The 18,335-nt window shown below is 72.4% G+C and carries 16 protein-coding genes; 8 read left to right on the top strand and 8 right to left on the bottom strand.

All coding sequences use genetic code 11. From position 1 onward, the window contains the following. Window positions 1-77 precede the first annotated feature (77 nt). The 3 genes from AB2U05_RS35495 to AB2U05_RS35485 are packed head-to-tail and all read left to right on the top strand — an operon-like array spanning window position 78 to window position 3,469. Complete coding sequence (locus AB2U05_RS35495) at window positions 78-1,541, top strand: aminotransferase class I/II-fold pyridoxal phosphate-dependent enzyme (RefSeq protein WP_369185567.1); 1,464 nt, start codon at window positions 78-80, stop codon at window positions 1,539-1,541. 10 nt (window positions 1,542-1,551) lie between these two features. Beyond that, complete coding sequence (locus tag AB2U05_RS35490) at window positions 1,552-2,247, top strand: CinA family protein (protein ID WP_369185566.1); 696 nt, start codon at window positions 1,552-1,554, stop codon at window positions 2,245-2,247. 37 nt (window positions 2,248-2,284) lie between these two features. Further along, window positions 2,285-3,469 carry an alcohol dehydrogenase catalytic domain-containing protein gene (locus AB2U05_RS35485; RefSeq protein WP_369185565.1) on the top strand — a complete coding sequence of 395 codons (1,185 nt, stop codon included), beginning with the start codon at window positions 2,285-2,287 and terminating at the stop codon, window positions 3,467-3,469. 40 nt (window positions 3,470-3,509) lie between these two features. On the opposite strand, the gene AB2U05_RS35480 is transcribed toward AB2U05_RS35485, so the two are convergent. Next, window positions 3,510-6,398 carry an AAA family ATPase gene (locus tag AB2U05_RS35480; protein ID WP_369185564.1) on the bottom strand — a complete coding sequence of 963 codons (2,889 nt, stop codon included), beginning with the start codon at window positions 6,396-6,398 and terminating at the stop codon, window positions 3,510-3,512. Window positions 6,399-6,614: 216 nt separating this feature from the next. Between AB2U05_RS35480 and AB2U05_RS35475 the strand changes: the two genes are divergently transcribed. Further along, the gene (locus tag AB2U05_RS35475) at window positions 6,615-7,619 is read left to right on the top strand and encodes a GlxA family transcriptional regulator (RefSeq protein WP_369185563.1); all 1,005 of its coding nucleotides are present in this window, start codon (window positions 6,615-6,617) and stop codon (window positions 7,617-7,619) included. Window positions 7,620-7,792: 173 nt separating this feature from the next. On the opposite strand, the gene AB2U05_RS35470 is transcribed toward AB2U05_RS35475, so the two are convergent. The 4 genes from AB2U05_RS35470 to AB2U05_RS35455 all read right to left on the bottom strand — a co-directional run bounded on the left by AB2U05_RS35470 (window position 7,793) and on the right by AB2U05_RS35455 (window position 11,688). Continuing rightward, window positions 7,793-9,727 carry a PIG-L family deacetylase gene (locus AB2U05_RS35470; protein ID WP_369185562.1) on the bottom strand — a complete coding sequence of 645 codons (1,935 nt, stop codon included), beginning with the start codon at window positions 9,725-9,727 and terminating at the stop codon, window positions 7,793-7,795. A 512-nt stretch (window positions 9,728-10,239) separates the two neighbouring features. Beyond that, the gene (locus AB2U05_RS35465; protein WP_369185561.1) at window positions 10,240-10,527 is read right to left on the bottom strand and encodes a DUF3027 domain-containing protein; all 288 of its coding nucleotides are present in this window, start codon (window positions 10,525-10,527) and stop codon (window positions 10,240-10,242) included. Window positions 10,528-10,654: 127 nt separating this feature from the next. Next, window positions 10,655-11,038, bottom strand: coding sequence for a hypothetical protein (locus tag AB2U05_RS35460; protein WP_045692542.1), 384 nt, complete (start codon window positions 11,036-11,038; stop codon window positions 10,655-10,657). Window positions 11,039-11,256: 218 nt separating this feature from the next. After that, the gene (locus AB2U05_RS35455) at window positions 11,257-11,688 is read right to left on the bottom strand and encodes a hypothetical protein (RefSeq protein ID WP_369185560.1); all 432 of its coding nucleotides are present in this window, start codon (window positions 11,686-11,688) and stop codon (window positions 11,257-11,259) included. A gap of 119 nt (window positions 11,689-11,807) precedes the next feature. Here AB2U05_RS35455 and AB2U05_RS35450 point away from each other — a divergent pair, with 119 nt between their 5' ends. Further along, the gene (locus tag AB2U05_RS35450; RefSeq protein ID WP_369185559.1) at window positions 11,808-12,482 is read left to right on the top strand and encodes a DUF1963 domain-containing protein; all 675 of its coding nucleotides are present in this window, start codon (window positions 11,808-11,810) and stop codon (window positions 12,480-12,482) included. A 64-nt stretch (window positions 12,483-12,546) separates the two neighbouring features. On the opposite strand, the gene AB2U05_RS35445 is transcribed toward AB2U05_RS35450, so the two are convergent. Further along, window positions 12,547-13,122 (bottom strand): NADPH-dependent FMN reductase, encoded by a 576-nt coding sequence (locus tag AB2U05_RS35445; protein WP_369185558.1) that lies wholly within the window; start codon window positions 13,120-13,122, stop codon window positions 12,547-12,549. Between the two features lie 127 nt (window positions 13,123-13,249). Between AB2U05_RS35445 and AB2U05_RS35440 the strand changes: the two genes are divergently transcribed. Further along, window positions 13,250-13,843, top strand: coding sequence for a MarR family winged helix-turn-helix transcriptional regulator (locus tag AB2U05_RS35440; protein WP_369185557.1), 594 nt, complete (start codon window positions 13,250-13,252; stop codon window positions 13,841-13,843). Here AB2U05_RS35440 and AB2U05_RS35435 read toward each other — a convergent pair. Next, window positions 13,818-15,656 carry a glycoside hydrolase family 15 protein gene (locus tag AB2U05_RS35435; protein WP_369185556.1) on the bottom strand — a complete coding sequence of 613 codons (1,839 nt, stop codon included), beginning with the start codon at window positions 15,654-15,656 and terminating at the stop codon, window positions 13,818-13,820. The two genes, AB2U05_RS35440 and AB2U05_RS35435, sit on opposite strands and share 26 nt — an antisense overlap. Window positions 15,657-15,863: 207 nt before the next feature. Here AB2U05_RS35435 and AB2U05_RS35430 point away from each other — a divergent pair, with 207 nt between their 5' ends. Further along, window positions 15,864-16,817, top strand: coding sequence for a DUF5996 family protein (locus AB2U05_RS35430; protein WP_369185555.1), 954 nt, complete (start codon window positions 15,864-15,866; stop codon window positions 16,815-16,817). A gap of 5 nt (window positions 16,818-16,822) precedes the next feature. On the opposite strand, the gene AB2U05_RS35425 is transcribed toward AB2U05_RS35430, so the two are convergent. Then, entirely contained in the window at window positions 16,823-17,182 is a 360-nt protein-coding gene (locus AB2U05_RS35425; protein ID WP_045692536.1) for a UBP-type zinc finger domain-containing protein, read from the bottom strand. 234 nt (window positions 17,183-17,416) lie between these two features. Here AB2U05_RS35425 and AB2U05_RS35420 point away from each other — a divergent pair, with 234 nt between their 5' ends. Continuing rightward, the gene (locus tag AB2U05_RS35420; RefSeq protein WP_369185554.1) at window positions 17,417-18,325 is read left to right on the top strand and encodes an NAD(+)/NADH kinase; all 909 of its coding nucleotides are present in this window, start codon (window positions 17,417-17,419) and stop codon (window positions 18,323-18,325) included. The last annotated feature ends 10 nt before the right edge of the window (window positions 18,326-18,335 follow it).

The raw sequence follows: 18,335 nt of genomic DNA, 5'->3' as shown, positions 1-18,335 counted from the left end.
CGTGTCCGGTACCGCCGTCCGGTACCGCCGTCCTGTTCCGCCGTTTCCCGCCACGGGCTGCGGGCAGACGCGCCGGCATGGACCAGTCCCAGGCACCGGTACTCGAAGCCCTCGCGGCCTTCCACGCCAACCCCCTGACCGTGTTCACCCCACCCGGCCACAAGCAGGGCCGCGGCGCCGACCCCCGCGTCGTCCAGGCGCTGGGCGCGGACGTCTTCCGCTCCGACGTGCTGGCCACCGGCGGGCTGGACGACCGGACCGACACCCGCGGCATCCTCCGGCACGCCCAGGAACTGATGGCCGAGGCGGTCGGCGCCGATCACACCTTCTTCTCCACCTGCGGCAGCTCCCTGTCCGTCAAGGCCGCGATGCTCGCGGTCGCCGGGCCGCACCAGCAACTGCTGGTGGGCCGGGACGCGCACAAGTCGGTCATCGCCGGGCTCATCCTGGCCGGCATCCGCCCGGTGTGGGTCGAGCCCCAGTGGGACACCGACCTGCACCTGGCCCACCCGCCGTCCGCCGAGTCCGTCCGCGCCGCCCTGCGCGAGCACCCCGACGCCCGCGGCGCCCTGGTCACCTCCCCCACCCCGTACGGGACGTGCGCCGACCTCGAGGCGATCGCCGAGGCCTGCCACGCCGCCGGAAAGCCCTTGATCGTGGACGAGGCGTGGGGCGCGCACCTGCCCTTCCACCCCCGCCTGCCCCGCTGGGCGATGGACGCCGGCGCCGACGTGTGCGTCACCTCCGTCCACAAGATGGGCTCCGGCCTGGAGCAGAGCTCCGTCTTCCACCTCCAGGGCGACCTCGTCGACCGGACCGCCCTGAAGCAGCGCGAGGACCTGCTCGGCACCACCAGCCCCTCCACCCTGGTCTACGCCGCCCTCGACGGCTGGCGCCGCCAGATGGTCCAGCACGGCCGCGCCCTCTACGACCACGCACTCGACCTCGCCGACACCGTCCGCGAGCGCGTCCAGGAGCTCGACGGACTGCACGTCCACGGCCGCGACGACTTCTGCTCACCCGGACACGCGGCCGACCTCGACCCGCTCCAGGTCATCGTCGACATCACGGACCTGGGCACCACCGGCTACCGAGCCGGCGACTGGCTGCGCTCCCACCACCAGCTCGCCCTCCACCTGTGCGACCACCGCAGGGTCAGCGCCCAACTCACCCACGCCGACGACACGACCACCACCGACGCCCTGCTGAACGGACTGCGGGAGCTGACCGTGATCGCGCCCGATCTGCGGCCGGCGCCCCGCGTCCACCTGCCGAGCCCCGAGCGGCTGCGGCTGGAGCAGGCCCTGCTGCCGCGCGACGCGTTCTTCGGACCCACCGAACAGGTCCCCGTCGAGAAGGCGGCCGGACGGACCGTCGCCGAGATGCTCACCCCCTACCCGCCCGGCATCCCCGCCGCCCTGCCCGGCGAGCGCCTGAACCAGGACGTCCTCGACTACCTGCGCAGCGGCATCGAGGCGGGCATGCTCGTTCCCGACAGCGCCGACCCGGCGCTCGACACGATCCGCGTCAGCGTCGAATAGGGCGAGCGCAGTGTCACACCGGACCAGCCAGGACAAGCGCGGTGGGCAGGCCGCTCCCGCTCGGCGATCCGTTCTGGTCCGGCAGATCACCGCGGCGCTGGCCGCCTCCGGGCACACCGTGGCCGTGGCCGAATCGCTGACCGCAGGCCGTCTCGCGGCGGCCCTGGCAGACGCCCCGGGTGCGGGTGAGACGTTCCTGGGGGGCGTCGTCGCCTACGCCACTGACGTGAAGGCGCGCGTGCTGCACGTCGACGCCGCCCTCCTCGCGCGTGCCGGAGCCGTGGACCCGCAGGTCGCCGCGCAGATGGCCCGGGGAGCTCGCGCCGTCACCGGCGCGACCTACGGCCTGGCCACCACCGGTGTCGCCGGCCCCGCCCCTCAGGACGGGCAACCCGTGGGCACCGTCTACGTCGCCGTCGCCCATCCGCACGGCTGCCGCACGGCTGCCGCACGACCGAACCGGCAGCCCCCTCCACCCGGCCGGACGACATCCGGGACGCCGCGGTCACGGCCGCGCTGCAGCTCCTCCACGACCAGCTGCGACCAGGCCCGTGACGCAGCTCGTGCGCCGCACCGCCGGCATGCCCGCCGTTCCGGGGCCGCCGCCGCCCGCAGCCACCGCAGGGGCGGCGTGCTCCACCGGCTCACCGTTCTCGGCGAGCGGGCCGCGCACCGCAACAACGAACCGACCGCCCAGTGGCGCTGAGCCCCTTGCCCGGTGCCACGGACCCGGAGGAGGAACGATGAAAGCAGTCACCTGGCAGGGCCGCCGCACAGTCGAGGTACGGAGCGTGCCCGACCCGCGGATCGAGGAACCGACGGACATCCTCGTGGAGATCACCACCACCGGCCTGTGCGGCTCCGACCTGCACCTGTACGAGGTCCTCGGTGCCTTCCTCGACGAAGGTGACATCCTCGGTCACGAGGCCATGGGCATCGTGCGCGAGACCGGACCGGGCGTCCACGCGCTCACGCCCGGCGACCGGGTCATCGTGCCGTTCAACATCTCCTGCGGCACCTGCTTCATGTGCGTCCGAGGGCTGCAGTCCCAATGCGAAACCACCCAGGTCCACGCCTACGGCACCGGCGCGGCCCTGTTCGGCTACACCAAGCTCTACGGACAGGTCCCGGGCGGGCAGGCCGAACTCCTGCGGGTGCCCTTCGGCAACACCCTGCCGGTCGCCGTCCCGCACGGGCCTCCCGACGACCGCTTCGTCCTGCTCACCGACGTCCTTCCGACCGCCTGGCAGGCCGTCGAGTACGCCGACGTCCCGCCGGGCGGCAGCGTGGCGGTGCTCGGCCTCGGCCCCATCGGCGACATGTGCACCCGCATCGCCGCTCACCGGGGCGCCGGCACCGTGATCGGGATCGACCTCGTGCCCGAACGGCTGGACCGTGCCGAGCGGCGCGGAGTCGACGTGCTCGACCTCGGCCGGCTCGGCAGCCGGGTGGTCGAGGCGGCCCGCGAGCTGACCGGCGGCCGGGGCCCGTGCGCGGTGATCGACGCGGTCGGCATGGAGGCCCACGGTTCCCCGGCCGCCACCGCGGCCCAGCGGATGACCTCGCTGCTGCCCGACGCCCTCGCCGCCCGGCTGATGTCCCGGGTCGGCCTGGACCGCCTGCACGCCCTGCACCTGGCCGTCGACATGGTCCGGCGCGGCGGAACGCTGTCCGTCTCGGGCGTGTACGGCGGCATGACCGACCCGCTGCCGCTGCTGACCATGTTCGACAAGCAGCTCACCGTCCGGATGGGCCAGGCCAACGTCCTGCGCTGGATGTCCGACCTGCTGCCGCTGGTCACTGACGGCGACCCGCTCGGCGTCGAGCAGTTCGCCACCCACCACGTCCCACTCGCCGAGGCGCCGGCCGCCTACGAGATGTTCCAGGCCAAGCAGGACGGCGCCGTCAAGGTGCTGTTCCGGCCCTGAATCGTCGCGGTGTTTCCGGGCCCACGCACGCCGGCCGCGCTCACCTCCGCTCGTCGAGCGCGGTGGCCAGATCCGCGCGGCCCCGGATGCCGAGCTTGCGGTAGCAGTGCGTGAGGTGGGTCTCCACCGTGCGAACGGCGATGTGGAGCAGCGCGGCGATCTCCCCGTTGCCGTGCCCGGAAGCAGCCATCCGTGCGACGCGCAGTTCGCCGGCGGTGAGCGCGCCGCCCCCGGTGTGCTCGGGCTGCGGCGGCCTGGCACCGTATTCGTCCAGGGCCCGGCTCACCGTTGCGCGTGGCCGCGCGGCCCTCAGCCGCTCGGCCGCCTGCGCGGCCTCCCGGAGCACCGTACGCGCACGCTGGTACCGGCCGGCGCCGTGCAGCGCCTTCCCCAGCGAGACGAGCGCGGGGACCAGCTCGGGCAGCGGCTGCGCAGAGCCGCGCAGCACGTCCACCGCCTGCTCGGCGAGTTCCAGACCGCGCCGGCCGCCGAGGGACACCGCCAGGGCCCGCATGGCCCTGCCCGTGGTCCGGGGCGTTCCCCACACCTGGGCGAGTCGGAGTTCCTCCGCCGCGAGCGGCACGGCCAGTTCGGGCGCTCCCAGAGCCACGTGGCAGTCGGCGGCGGCGGACCGCCACGGCGTCACCACCGGGCTCTCCACCTCGCGCGCGGACTGCCGCCGTCCGCACTCCAGGAGGCTGCGCAGGGCTCCGCGCGGATCACCGGAGGCCGCGAGCAGCAGGCCTCGCGCGTAGAGGAATTCGTTCCACTCCCAGGACTCGTACGGTCCGCCGGCTCCGAGCGCATCGGCGAGGCACCGGGCCTCGGTCAACCGCCCGGTTTCGGTCAGGGCGATGAGGGCCTGGGCGTGCAGGTGGACGGTGCCCGGCCGCGGCCGGATGCCGTCCGTCCGGGGTGCCCGCAGCAGTTCGGTGTCCGTTCGCCGTTCGGTCTCCGTGAGCAGCGGGGCGTCCGTGAGCAGTCCGGCGTCCGTGAGCAGCGCGTCGTACCGGCCGCGCAGCACCTGACCGCGTGCCCGGACGTCCGCCAGGCGCTGGTGACCGGGGTGCAGCAGCCGCGGCTGTCCGGCGGCGAGCCCCCGGGCCACCAGCCGGTCGGCCTCCTGCCACTGGTCCGCGCACTGGGCCAGGCCGGCGGCGGACGCCAGCAGGTACGGTTCGAGCAGCGGATCCAGCGGGACGGCCGTCCACGACCGGACCCGTTCCATGACCTGGTCGGCCGACAACAGCCCGGCCGCCGCGGCGTGTTCGGTGAGCAGGGCGTGTACGGTCGGGGCGACGCCGTCCGGCGATCGCTCCTCGGCGGTCTTGAGTTCCGCCACCACCCGCAGCCAACTGTCGCTGTCGTGCGAGGCGATCAGCGCCGTCGCCGCCTGCAGAGCGTGCGCCGGTTCCGTCGAGTCCGCGCAACTGCCCGACAGCTCCCGCAGCACGTCCAGGGCGGCGTGCACCTCGCCACGGCCGGCCAGTGCCGTGCCGAGGGCGGTGGCGACCCGCACCTTCCCGCCACGGCTCCGCTCCAGGCGCAGCGCCTGGGCCAGGTGCCGGACCCCGCCGGCCCGTCCGGCCCGTGCTTCCAGGCAGCCGAGTTCGCCGAGTACCGCGCTGCGGCGGTCGGCGGGCAGTGGTTCCTCCAGTGCCCGCCGCAGGCAGGCCTCGGCCTCCTCCGGCCGCGCGGCGCGGACGGCGGAGCCGGCCGAGGCGATCAGCGTGTCGGCGGCCCAGGTCGCGCCCACGGCGGGGATCACCAGCAGGTGGCGGGCCACCGCGTCCTCCGATTCGCCGCGGTGGTGCAGGAGTTCCGCGACGCGGCGGCGCACCGCCACGCGCTGGTGCCGGTCGCCGGACGCTCGGACCGCGTCGCGCAGCAGGGGATGGCGGAAGGTCCACCGGCCGTCCGACCCGTCGTCCCCGAGCATGCCCTGGCGGGCCAGCTCGGCGGTCCAGCCGGGGAGCCGAGCGGGGTCCACGCCGGTCGTCTCCGCCACGAGGGCCAAGGCGCCCTCCTCGTCCTGCAGTTCGGCCAGGGCCCGGGCCGCTGCGGCCGTCCGCGGACCGGCGCTCCGCAGCCACCGGGCCACCGCGCCGGTATAGCCACCCGGGTACAAGTCCGTGCACGCCGAGGGCAGTTGGGTGAGGGCGGCACCGGCGGTGGTCTCCCGCAGGTCGGCCAGCAGTGCCCGTAGCAGCAGCGGATTGCCGCCGGTCGCGCGGAAGCAGTCCTGGGCCAGCCCGTGTGCGGCGCCGTCCCCGAGAGCCGCGCGAACCAGCGCGGCGCAGGTCGGCGGACTGAGCGGCCTCAGCGTGCACGTCTCCGCCGTGGACTGCCCGAGGACATCGGCGAAGCCGGGAGCCTGCGGGGAAAGGTCGTACTGCCACCGCTCGGTGACCACCAGCAGGACGGGGAGCCGCTCCAGCCGACGTGCCACCTGGGCGAGCCAGCGGCGGGAGGGCGGGTCCGCGAGGTGGACGTCGTCGACGGCCAGGAGGACCGGTCCGGCCGCGGCCTTCGACCGCAGCAGCCGCCACAGGCGTGAGGGCAGGTCGATGCCGTGCAGCGAGCCGTCCCACTGTTCGATGCCGGTGAGGGGCACGAGTGGCGTCGGCTGCCCCTGGAGCGCGGTCTCGAAGAGCTGGAGCGCCACGCCGAACGGGACGTTCGACTCCTGCTCGGAACTCCGGGCGTTGAGCACGACCGTCCCGTGCGACCGTTCCTCGCGGACCACCGCGTCGAGGAGCGCGGTGCGGCCGGTGCCGGTCCCGCCTCGGATCACCGCCGTTCCGCCGGTGCCCGTGCCGGTCTGGACGAGCAGGTCCCGGAGGAGGGCCAGGGAGTCCTCGCGCTCCCGCAGACCGCCGGAACACCCGGCGCGGGCGAGGGCGAGGTCGTGGACGGTGGCGCTGGTCATCTCGGTTCTCCTGGGCGGTCCGGGTTGTCCTGGGCGGTCCGGGTTTTGTCCTTGGCCGCGGCGCGTGCCGCACCGGGGCATGCTGGGCGGTGACCCCCGGCCGGGCCACCGCACCACCGTCGCGCCCGCCTCGGACGGTGACAACCGGATCCCCGGCGCGATGTCCCGAATCATGCGATCCCTGGCCGTCCGACCTGCTCGGCTAGGGTGGCGGCCGTGACGACGACTGCCCGCCGCGTGGTGATCATCGGCTATGACCAGGTGGAACTGCTCGACCTCGCCTGTGTCACCGACACCCTGGAGGCCACCAACCGGCTCGCTGCGGAGCCCCTGTACGACGTGACCGTGGCGTCCCTGCACGGCCGGCCCGTGCGCGCGTCGAGCGGGCCCTCGATGATCAGCCAGGCCGCCCTCGAGCGTGTCCGGGGCCCGCTGGACACCCTGCTGGTGTCCGGCGGCCACGGCCACGCCCGGGCCGCCGGCGATCCCGAACTCATCGGCCAAATACGGCGGTTGGCAGCCAGCAGTCGCCGGGTCGCCTCGGTGTGCACGGGTGCCACCCTGCTCGCCGCAGCGGGCCTGCTGGACGGGCGCCGGGTGACCACCCACTGGGCCTACGCCGACGAGTTGGCCCACCGGTACCCGGCGGTCACCGTGGACCCGCGTCCGCTCTACATCGTCGACGGCGACGTCTGCACCTCCGCCGGCGTGACCAGCGCCCTCGATCTCACCCTCGCCCTCGTGGAGGCCGACCACGGCCCCGACCTGGCGCGAACGGTGGCCCGCTGGCTGGTCACCTACATGCAACGCCCCGGGAACCAGGCGCAGTTGTCCGTCTACATCAAGGACTCGCCACCCGAGCACCGGGTCCTGCGGCAGATCGTCCTGCACATCACCGGCAACCTCGACTCCGACCTCGGCACCGCCGCCCTCGCCGCGCGGGCCGGCGTCAGCGAGCGCCACCTCTCCCGGCTCTTCCTCACCCGACTCGGCGACTCCCCGGCCCGCTTCGTCCGCACCGCCCGCAGCGAGGCCGCCGCCCGCCTGCTGGAGTCCACCGCCCTTCCGCTGACCGCCGTCGCCCGCCGCTGCGGCTTCGGCTCCACCGAGACCATGCGCCAGGCCTTCCAGGCCCGCTACGGCACCACCCCTTCCGCCCACCGCGCGGCCCTGAACCGGCCGAACGCGGTCATCGAGGCGGCGACCCCCGCCCTGCCGTGACCGCCGACGTCCGTTGATCGGACCGCCGCGGACCGGGCGTACGGGGGCCGGTGCCCGGGCGTATGGGGGGGCGGTGTCCGGGCGTGCGGGAGGGGCGGTGCCCGGACGGGCGGGGGCCGGTGCCCGGCGGCCGACCGGTGGTGTTCCCGACCGGTCGGCCGCCGGGGGGACGGTCAGAGCGGCAGGCCCTGCCAGCCGCCGAAGCCGGTGGGCGTGGTGCCCGTGCGGCAGTACACGCGGCCGTCCGTACCGATGGCGAACACGTGCAGGACACCCCCACCGTCGACGAGCGCGGTCGGGTAGTCGAGGACGGTGCCGCCGAGGTCCTGCCAGGGGCCGTAGCCGGAGTTCGGGGCCGTCTGGGCGGTGGTGCTCACGCCGCCGCCGCCGTTGCGCTGGAACAGGACGACCTGTCCGCCGAGGTTGGCCGCCGCCGGCTCGCCCACTCCGGCGTGACCGCCGAGGTTGGCCTGGGACTGGCTCCACGGTCCGCCGAGCCCGCTCTGGTAGCTGACCAGCATCGCGCCGGTGCCGGCCTCGCGGTAGGCGAGTTCGATGCGGCCGTCCTGGTCGAGCACGGCCTTGGGCGGGCTGGCCGGCTGGGCGCCCGGGACCGGGCCGGGGCCGGCGATGGCGCCGTTCGGAGCGGTCTGCCACCAGTTGACGATCCCGGTGCGGGTGCTGGCGAACACCTCGATCCGCCCGGTCCCGTTGCGGATCGCGGTGACCGGGTCCTGGAGGTCGGTGCCGCCGAGGTCCTGCCAGGCGTCCGTCCAGACGCCGCCCGGAGTGGTCTGCCAGATCGTGCTGAGGCCGCCGCCGCCGTTCTTGACGAAGATCTCCAGCCGCCCGTCCTGGGAGGCGGCCACCGCGGGCACGCCGACCTGGTCGGCGTTGCCCAGCCCGGCGTTGGGGTTGCCGTGGTCGGCCCAGCTGTTCCACCACCAGCCGTTGGGCGTGCCCTGCGGCAGGGAGATGATGTGGTGGTCGGTCAGGCGGCGGGCGAAGACCTCCATCCGGCCGTCCGCGTTGGTGCCGACGGCTATGCCCGGCGCCAGCCGCCCGCCCGGATCGGCCATCCGCGCCGGACCGCCCCAGGTGCCGTCCGCCTGGCGCCAGTAGGTGTACAGGGCGCCGGCCCGGACGACGAAGACCTGCGGTCGGCCGTCCTGGTTGAGTCCGGCCCAGGAGGTGCCGCGGGACCAGCGGTAGTACATCCGGGAGTACCAGGCGGTCTCCCAGCCGCCCCCGTGGTCGTGGCTGGCGTACTCGGAGACGAACAGGCCCTTGACGCCGGCCGTCGCCGGGTCGAGGTTCGCCGGGGAGTCGGTGATGTTGTAGTCCCGGTAGTTCACCTGGATCAGCGCACCGCCGTACTGACTCGCCGCCTGGCCGGCGAACTTCGCGGCGGTGACGTGATCCGAGTGGTCGCCCGCGTACCGGCTGTCCGGGAGTTCGTCCTGGGCCCGGAGCACGGTCGGCTGGTACGTCACCATCAACTGCCGCAGCACCTCGACGACGTCCGCGGCCGTGTAGGTCGACGGTCCGGACAGCAGGCTGCCCTTCGGGACGATCGTGGTGCCGGTGCCGCCGTCCAGGAGGCCGGCGAGGCCCATGTCGTGCAGGTTGAGGAAGATCAGGTGCACCGGCCGGTCCTTGAGGACGTACCGTTCGACCTGCTTGCCCGCGACCCAGCACACCTCGGCCGTCCAGTGCCCGACCTCGTCGGTCGACGGGTCGGTGTCGCCGACCCCGGTCATCCGCGAGTAGGCGTTGATGGCGCCCATCTGCCGGTTCCAGGTGCGCACCGAGTCGCCGGCGGGGCCGTCGCAGGAGGACCCTGCGCAGTCGCCGGTGATGTTCCCCGCGGTGACGAACACCGTGACGGACGGAGTGCCGTTGGCGAGCGCGTTGGACAGGTCCGGGTTCATGAACAGGATGTCGTCGTCCTCGTGCGCGACGACCTGCATGAACAGCGGCCCGGAGCCGCCGGCCCCGGACGCACCCACGGCCGCGGCCGCGCGGGTCGCGGTCCCCTTGGCCAGCAGAGGTGCGGCGAGGGCGGTCAGTGCGACGGAGGTGAGGAGTTGCCGTCGTCCGATTGCCATGTCATTCCCCCCAAATTCGAGATCGGCGAGCCTGTGATCACGCCAGGCAGGAGATTAGCGCATTAACGGGCAGGCAATGCGCTGGGCCTCACCTTTGCAATCTGCGGACACGGAGGTGAATTGACGTGGGATCAAGCAGCTCGGTCCGACTCCTCCTCATCGGCGCGGCCGCGTTCCAGCCGGACTGGACCACTAGGGGTGGCGGCCGCGCCCACTACGGGCCGAATTCAGTCGCGGCATGCCACCTATCGGGCACCGCGGTGCGGGCACGTGACAGAAAAAGCCTCCCTCTGTCGACGGCATTTCTTCGACCCGGGCGACCGGGCCCGATAAGGCAAGATGCCAGCCTGCCCATAGCCCGAAAACTCCGAAGACTAACTCAATTCGGCAGCACCGGCTGGGAGCGAGGGCGCCCATGCGGCATGCAAGCAGCTCACGGCGCGCGGAGGAAGGCGGAACGGGCCGGTCCCCGAGAGGTCCGGCCCGTTCCGCATTTTCAGTGCCCCCGTGGATCAGAAGTCAGATGGAATGGACCATCGGCCCGAGTGTTCGAAAACCTCACAACCGTCGTGTTCAAATCGAACGGCCCCATCGAACTCGGATTTTCCATTCGCGCAGGCACCGTAGTCGAGCCCAAGCTTGCCGACCATGGGGAACCAGTAGCGACAAAAGCCGCACTGTTCACCGTACCACTCTGCCCGATATTCCGGTTTACCTGGGTCGCGATTGCGTCGACCAATCCATCGGTCGCGGATCGCACCCATTTCCTCCGGGTCTTCTGCAGCGTGCTTGTCACTCATTTCCCACCTCCAAGGACTCGAAGGACACTGTTCAGGCTTCTGGCCTTCCGGTCATTTCCTGTAAATCGAGTCTTCTAGGGCTGCCAGTAACAGCGGCACGGCCTCGTGTCCGGCGATGCGTCGGCTGTCAGACAAAGAGGAGATCGACCTGGCGATCTGCGCAGAAGTACAGGACGACGCGGAGCCGGCGAGCGTCGTCGAGGTGCTGGTCGGCCAGAGGGTCCCGGTCGTCCTCCTGCCACTGGAGGATGATCTCTTCGAGCCGCGGCAGCATCGCTGCGCACTGGTCAGGCGTGAGATTCGGGCCGCCTGTCTCCGGGTGGCCCAGCAGCGGCGCGAGGGTGGTGGCAGCGGTGCTCCAGGGGGGATCCCCGCCGAAGCCGTGCATCGTCGAGGGATCAATGCCCTCGGTGCGTGCCAGGCGCTCGCGGAAATCAGCGAACCTCGTGTAGGACCAGCAGACGTCCGGGCTGTCGTTGTTACCGTCGCCTGGGAACAGCACGAGTCCCATGTCCGCCTCCGCTCTCGAAGGCAACAGGATCGGCTGCTCCGGGGGCCTCTGGCAACTGAAATCGTCTTCGCCGTGCCTTGCGTGATCACGGCTTCGGAGCCGTCCTGGATCGCCCACGCGGGCCGGGGCGGAGACCCGAATGTTGGTCACGGAAGGCGGACGTTCGGCTGTCCCGGCTGTCGAGGGCGCGCCGGTCGAGCGGCCCGGCTTCGGCTCGCTTACAGGGAGATGCCGCAGTACAGGCCGCACTGGCCCGCGTCACGGGCGAGGTCGGCCAGGCGCTCCAGGAAGTCGGCTATCAGTTCCGCGTCGTGGCCCGCGCCGTCCTCGGTGAGCGTCCACGCGGACGCGGCCTCCTCCAGCCGGCTGCTGCCGGCCAGCGCGAGCGCGTCACGGAGGGTGTCGGTGAGCGAGACGAGCCAGTGGCCCTCGTGGTGCGGATCGCTCAGCAACTCGCAGAAGCGCGGGGCGGCTTCCACCTGCTCCTCGGGGACTCCCGTCAGGGCCGCCTCGATCGCACCGAGGAGCGCGAAGGGGTCAACGCCCTTGAGGCCGACCGTGCCGAACCGGTCGTCGACCCGGCCGTCCTCGAAGATGCCCAGTGCCTGTGCGTCGTCAGCGGCCGCGTGGTAGTCGTAGAGGTTTCCCATGGCTTGATCGTGCCAGTCACCCCTGACAGCCGGTACGAACACGTGAGCTCAACTCAGCCGCGATGGCGGGGTGCCCCCATCAGCCGACGTGTCGGCGGCCTGTCATACAGTCGTCAGCTGTGACGACGACCCTGATGACGTACGCGGGCACCGCCGAGCCCACCGCACTGGTCACCCGCACCGGCGGGGTGCCGCTGGCCCCGGCCGGGACTTCGTGGCCTCAGTGCTCCACGTGCGACGGACCGATGCAGTTCCTGGCGCAGGTGCTCCTCGACGATCTCGGCCGCCACACCGGCCAGGGCGCCGCAGAGGGACGGGACGTGCTCGCCCTGTTCATGTGCCAGAACGACCCGGGCATGTGCGAGGAGTGGGATCCGCAGGCGGGCGGCAACCGCGCACTGCTGTTCCCCACGGCCGCACTCCAGCCGATCCCGGTGCCCACGCTGGACGTGGACGAGGACGACGACCGGGAGCCGATCCTGCTCGGCGCGGTGAGCGCCGTCTCGTACGAGGTCCCGTCCACGGCAGCGGATTACGGCCAGGCCTGCAAGGACTGGGCGAGCCGGCCGGGCCGGACCCATCTGGACGTCCTCGGCCAGCTGGGCGGGCGGCCCGCGTGGCTGCAGAACGACGAGACCCCTGCCTGCCCGGCCTGCGCAGGGGAGATGCCGCTCGTCGTCCAACTCGAGGAAGGACGGGACCACGCCACCGCGATGAACTTCGGCGGTCGCGGCGAGGCCTACGCCTTTGCCTGCGAGCCCTGCGCACAAGCCGTCTTCCTGTGGCAGTGCTGACGGCAAGAACCCGGCCGCGGGCCCTGCCGTTGTCGGCGCTGCCGCCCACGGTTCTCCGGTCGGCTCACGCCGCGACGGGGGCCGGGACGCGGAGGGGTGCCAGGGCGGTGCTCCAGGCGATGACCTGGTCGAGCATCGTGTTCAGGGCGGGCAGGTTGTAGTCACCGGGCTTGAAGACGTGGTAGTTCTCGAACTCGGTGACCAGGGACAGCGCGACCTGTTGGCGCACGTCGGCCATCTGGAGCTCGCCGGCGACCAGGCGCAGCTGTTCGACGGCGCGGACGCCACCGACGCCGCCGTAGGACACGTAGCCGACCGCCTTGTTGTTCCACTCGGCGTAGAGGAAGTCGAGCGCGTTCTTCAGCACGGCGGGAATGCCGTGGTTGTACTCCGGCGTCACGATGACGAACCCGTCGAACGAGGCGATCCGGGCCGCCCACTGCCGGGTGTGCTCGTTCTGGTACTGGCCGAGCGACGGCGGCAGGGGCTCGTCGAGGTGCGGCAGCGGGTGGTCGCGGAGGTCAATGAGTTCGAACTCGGCGTCGGTGCGGCGCGAGGCGATGTCGAGCACCCATGTGGCGACCTGTTCGCCGTTGCGGTGGGGGCGGGTGCTGCCGAGGATGATGCCGATCTTGAGCATGACGGGCCTGGCCTTCCTCGTTCGCGGTGCCCGGCGTGAGTGGCACCTGCGGGGTTGCGCTGCCCGGCAGATCGTCTGCTGAGCAGACAATCTCGCCAACGGCAGACCGGCGCCTATCATTCCTGATATGGGAGGAGTTCCCGATTCGGGCAGCGAGACGCGGACTGCGCCGGCCACGGGGTGCGCCGACCTCGCGGAGGACTTCGGCTTCTCGCTGATGGCGGTGGCGCACGCCTACCGGACGGCCGTCTCTCCGGTGCTCGCGGGCGTCGCCCGTGGCGCCCGCGGATTCCAGACGCTCGCGGCCGTGGTCGACGGCGACGGGCCGAACCAGATCGCGTTGGCCGGCTACCTGCGGATCGACCGCACGGTGATGACCTACCTGCTCGACGACCTGGTGGCGGCGGGCCTCGTGGAGCGTCGACTCGACCCCGCCGACCGCCGTCGGCGCAGGATCGTCGCGACCCGACAGGGCATCGAGACCCTCCGTGACCTGCGGCGGCAGGTGCGGGCTGCGGAGGACGAGCTGCTCTCCGGCATCGACCAGGACGAGCGCGAGGTGCTCCGGGCCCAGCTCGCCCGGCTCGCCCGCGCCGTCGCCGGGGGCGACCCGGGCGGCCCGCCCTGCGACGTCGGCGCCGACTCAGCCGACTCAGAAGAAGCAGCCGATCTGGCCGACTCCTGCGACGTCACCGTCAGCCCAGGGCGCGGTCCAGGTTGAACGCGGCGCTGATCAGCGAGAGATGCGTGAAGGCCTGCGGGAAGTTGCCGAGCTGTTCGCCGGTCCGGCCGATCTCCTCGGCGAACAGGCCGACGTGGTTGGCGTAGGTGAGCATCTTCTCGAAGGCCAGCCGGGCCTCCTCCAGCCGGCCGGCCCGGGCGAGCGCCTCGACGTACCAGAAGGAGCAGATCGAGAAGGTGCCCTCGGAGCCCCGGAGCCCGTCCGGACTGGACTCCGGGTCGTAGCGGTAGACCAGCGAGTCGGAGACCAGGTCCGAGGTGAGCACGTCCAGGGTGGCGAGCCACTTGGGGTCGGTGGGCGAGATGAACTTGGCCATCGGCATCATCAGCAAGGACGCGTCGAGGACCTTGTCGTCGAGCCCCTGGACGAACGCGCCGCGTTCTTCCGACCAGCCGCGGGACATGATCTGCCGGTAGATCGCGTCGCGGGACTGCCGCCAGCGGGGCAGGTCGGCGGGGAGGCCACGCCGGTTCGCGATCCGGATCGCCCGTTCCAGCGCGACCCAGCACATCAGCCGCGAGTACACGAAGTCGCGTCGGCCCCCGCGGGTCTCCCAGATTCCCTCGTCGGGCTGGTCCCAGTGGTCGCAGAGCCAGTCCGCCACCGCGCCGACCGCGTCCCAGCCGGCGCTGCTGATCGGCTGGCCCCACTTGTCGTAGAGGTAGACGGCGTCGATCAGGGCTCCGTAGATGTCCAGTTGGAGCTGGCCGGTGGCGGCGTTGCCGACCCGGACCGGTGCGGAGCCGAGGTGGCCCTCCAGGTGCGGCAGCTCGTACTCGGGCAGCTCGCTGCGCCCGTCGATGCCGTACATGATCTGCAGCGGGCCGCCCGCACCGGTGCCGCTCATGATGCCGCGCTCGCCGAGGAACCCCATGAACGCCTCGGCCTCCGAGGTGAACCCGAGGCGCAGGAGGGCGTAGACGCAGAAGGCGGCGTCACGGACCCACACGTACCGGTAGTCCCAGTTGCGCTCGCCGCCGATCCGCTCGGGCAGGCTGGTGGTCGGTGCGGCGATGATCGCACCGGTCGGGGCGTAGGTGAGGAGCTTCAGCAGGAGCGCGGAGCGGTTCACCATCTCCCGCCACCGCCCGTGGTAGCGCGAACCGGCGAGCCAGTGGCGCCAGAACCGGACGGTCGCCTCGGCCTGCTCCTGCGCCTCGGCGCGCGGACACGGCCGGGCCGGGACGCCGTCACCGATCCGGTCGAGGGCGAACACGTGGGACTCGCCCTCCAGCAGCTTGACGTGCGACCACACGTCCACGCCCGCGCGCTCCAGGGGCGCGGTGGAGGTCAGGGCGAGCGAGAGCGACGGGGAGCGGAAGACGGCCCGTTGGCCTTCGAGGTGCACGGTGTGCTCCTCGGCGCCGTATCCGAAGCGCGGGGCGATCCGCGCCCGGAACGGGATCACGCCGCGGACGCAGAGCACCCGCCGGATCAGCCGGTGGCGGTCCGCCTCGCGGGACTCGTCGACGACGGGCATGAAGTCCTGGATCTCCGCCACCCCGTCCGCGGCGAAGAACCGGGTGATCAGGACGTTGGTGTCGGGGAAGTAGAACTGCCTGGTGCGGGCCGGCACGTCCGCGCACAGTTCGAAGCAGCCGCCCCGATCCGCGTCGAGGATGGACGCGAACACGCTGGGCGCGTCGAAGCGCGGGCAGCAGTACCAGTCGATGGTCCCGTCGGTGGCGACGAGCGCGGCGGTACGGAGATCACCGATGACGCCGTGCTCGGAGATCGGCAGGTACCGGGAACCGTCCAGCTGCCCGAATCCGCCGCTGCCGTTCTGCGCCATGGCGGCCTCCTCACCCAGGGGTACGGGGCATCGAGCCGAACCTCTTCATGCTATGCCGGAGGCCGCTGTCAGGCGGGCGGTGCGCAGTCGGGGGCCGGCGGGACGGCGGGCGGGACGGCCGGCGGCCGCTGGGTCCGGCTTCCGTCTGCACGCCCGGAGGACCGTGGTCATCATGGAACTGCGGCCGACCGGCAGGAGGGATGCGCGATGGAGTTGTTCCCGCCGATTCCGCTCGCCGAGTGGCAGGACACCAAGGAGACGCTGCACCGCTTCACCCAGGTGGTCGGCAAGATCCGCCTCGCGGCGAGCGTGCGGCGCAACCACTGGTGGAACGTCGCCTTCCAGCTCACCGGGCGCGGGATCACCACTCGGCCCATGGGACAGGTCGACGGCAACCCGGTCTTCACCATCGACTTCGACTTCGTCGACCACCGGCTGGTCGTCGCGACGGCGGACGGCAGGACGGGGTCGTTCCCGCTCCTCGGCCAGTCCGTCGCCTCGTTCTACCGGCAGACCCTGGAGACCCTGGCGGCGCTGGGCGTCCGGGTGGAGCTCCCGCTCCCCCGGCCCTACCGGCTGGCCGACTCCGGCGACTCCGGCCGGCCGTTCGCCGAGGACTTCGAGCACGCGACCTACGATCCCGTCTGGGCGAACCGCTCCTGGCAGGTACTCGGCCAGGTCGGGCTGGTGCTGGAGGAGTTCGCGGCACGGTTCTCGGGCAAGGTCAGCCCCGTCCACCTCTTCTGGCACTCACTCGACATCGCCCACACCCGGTTCTCCGGACGCGCCGTCGACCAGCCGGCGCAGACGGACCCGGTGACCCGCGAGGCGTACTCCCGGGAGCTGATCAGCTTCGGGTTCTGGTTCGGGGACGCCAACCTGGGCGAACCGGCCTTCTACTCCTACACGGCTCCCGAGCCCGCACACCTGGCCGAGGACCCGCTCACACCCGCGTCCGCACGGTGGGTCGAGCTGGGCAACAGCCACCTGGCGGTACTGCGCTACGACGCGGCCCGCACGGAGGCCGATCCGCGGGCGGCCGTACTCGCCTTCTACGAGAGCGCGTACCGCGCCGGAGCCGCCCGGGCCGGCTGGGACGTCGGCCGACTCGCCTGCCCGGGTGGCATCACGGACCCGGGGCTGTCGGCCCCGCCGCTCTGACCGCGTCAGTGCAGGTGCAGCTGCCAGTCGGCAGGGACCTTGCCCCACGGGCCGGGCACCGGCTGCGAGGCCGGGTGCGCGGCGGGCGCCGCCAGTTCCGGCCCCTCGTAGTACTCCTCGGTCTCGACGTTCCACAGCCACGCCTCACCCGGCTCGAAGCTGGCCAGGAACGGATGCCCCGCCTCTCGGGCATGCCTCGTGCCGTGTCGTGAGGGTGAGGAGTCGCAGCAGCCGATGTGCCCGCACTCGGCGCATCGCCGCAGGTGGAACCACCACCCCGGCCCGTCCCCCGCCAGACACTCAACGCACCCGTCCCCGCTCGGCCGCGCGGAGGGATCGATCCCGCGGATCGGGCTGTCAGCCATCGCACACGCCTCCCGATGAAGGCTCCGCCGGGCGCCGGTTCGGCACGTCGGACGCCGAAGCCATCGGACTCTCTCTCCGCATCCCAACCAGCCGGCTCGCGCAGGGATTCCGTCACGAGCAGCAGCGGGCGGTCACGTCGTACGGAGTCGAGACGTCCCGGCGGGCGGGAGGCGATGCCGCCCGACGTGATCACGCGGGCCCGCGGTGACCTTGAAGGTGACGACCGGCTGTGCGTGACTGGAGAGAGCAACAGTGGCCTGGCCGACATCGAGGTGCCCCGGATGGGATTCATCGGCACAGTGGGGCTGGTCCTCCACCCCGAGCGAACCTGCGCGCCCATCGTGGAGGCCGTGGTCCGCTGGAGCCGGGCCCGGGGGACGAAGGTCGTGGGGCTGGCGGCGGAGGTGGCGCGGATCGGCTGCGACGCCATCCCGGTCGAGGCCGAGGAGATGACCACGAGCGCCGACCTGATGATCAGCCTCGGCGGGGACGGCACCATGCTGCGCGCCATGCGGCTCGCGACGGGAGGCCACGCACCGGTCCTCGGCGTCAACGTCGGACGCCTCGGCTTCCTCGCCGAGGTCGACATACCGGAACTCCCCGGCGCCCTGGACGCCATCGACGCCCACCGTTTCACCGTGGAGGCCCGCTCCGGCGTGCACGCCCGCTTCGGGGACGCCCAGGAGACGGCGCTCAACGACGTCGTGCTCCTGCGCAGCCCCGGGCACAAGTCCGCGGCGGTCGCCGTACGGGTCCAGGGCGAGCCCTTCGTGGCCTACACCGCCGACGCGGTCGTCGTCGCCACGCCGACCGGCTCCACCGCGTACAGCTTCTCGGCCGGCGGCCCGATCGTCTCCCCCAACGCGGAGGGTCTGCTGGTCACCCCCGTGGCGCCCCATGCCGCCTTCAACCGCTCCGTGTTCCTCTCCAGCGGCGAGCGACTTGAGCTGGAGGTCCTGCCGCACAGCGGCGACCTCGCCGTCGAGGCGGACGGTCGCCTGGTCGGCCGCGTCGCACCGGGCGGCGTCGTCGAGGTGACCATGCTGCCCGCCGCGGCCCATGTCGTACGACTCGGCCGGACCACGTTCTACCAGCGCGCCCAGCGCAAGCTCCGGCTCACCGGCTCGGCGGAACACGGCTGACCCCCGGTCC

Origin of the sequence: Streptomyces sp. Y1, assembly GCF_041053115.1 — a bacterium.
Lineage (GTDB): Bacteria > Actinomycetota > Actinomycetes > Streptomycetales > Streptomycetaceae > Kitasatospora > Kitasatospora rubellomurina.
The sequence above is the reverse complement of the archived record's forward strand: the minus strand, read 5'-3'. Positions and strand labels throughout refer to the sequence as shown.

Excerpts from the sequence above, each read along its gene's own strand:
- AB2U05_RS35495 (WP_369185567.1), top strand. The coding sequence starts at position 78 with ATGGACCAGTCCCAGGCACCGGTACTCGAAGCCCTCGCGGCCTTCCAC.
- AB2U05_RS35485 (WP_369185565.1), top strand. The coding sequence starts at position 2,285 with ATGAAAGCAGTCACCTGGCAGGGCCGCCGCACAGTCGAGGTACGGAGC.
- AB2U05_RS35480 (WP_369185564.1), bottom strand. The coding sequence starts at position 6,398 with ATGACCAGCGCCACCGTCCACGACCTCGCCCTCGCCCGCGCCGGGTGT.
- AB2U05_RS35470 (WP_369185562.1), bottom strand. The coding sequence starts at position 9,727 with ATGGCAATCGGACGACGGCAACTCCTCACCTCCGTCGCACTGACCGCC.
- AB2U05_RS35465 (WP_369185561.1), bottom strand. The coding sequence starts at position 10,527 with ATGAGTGACAAGCACGCTGCAGAAGACCCGGAGGAAATGGGTGCGATC.
- AB2U05_RS35460 (WP_045692542.1), bottom strand. The coding sequence starts at position 11,038 with ATGGGACTCGTGCTGTTCCCAGGCGACGGTAACAACGACAGCCCGGAC.
- AB2U05_RS35455 (WP_369185560.1), bottom strand. The coding sequence starts at position 11,688 with ATGGGAAACCTCTACGACTACCACGCGGCCGCTGACGACGCACAGGCA.
- AB2U05_RS35445 (WP_369185558.1), bottom strand. The coding sequence starts at position 13,122 with ATGCTCAAGATCGGCATCATCCTCGGCAGCACCCGCCCCCACCGCAAC.
- AB2U05_RS35440 (WP_369185557.1), top strand. The coding sequence starts at position 13,250 with ATGGGAGGAGTTCCCGATTCGGGCAGCGAGACGCGGACTGCGCCGGCC.
- AB2U05_RS35435 (WP_369185556.1), bottom strand. The coding sequence starts at position 15,656 with ATGGCGCAGAACGGCAGCGGCGGATTCGGGCAGCTGGACGGTTCCCGG.
- AB2U05_RS35430 (WP_369185555.1), top strand. The coding sequence starts at position 15,864 with ATGGAGTTGTTCCCGCCGATTCCGCTCGCCGAGTGGCAGGACACCAAG.
- AB2U05_RS35425 (WP_045692536.1), bottom strand. The coding sequence starts at position 17,182 with ATGGCTGACAGCCCGATCCGCGGGATCGATCCCTCCGCGCGGCCGAGC.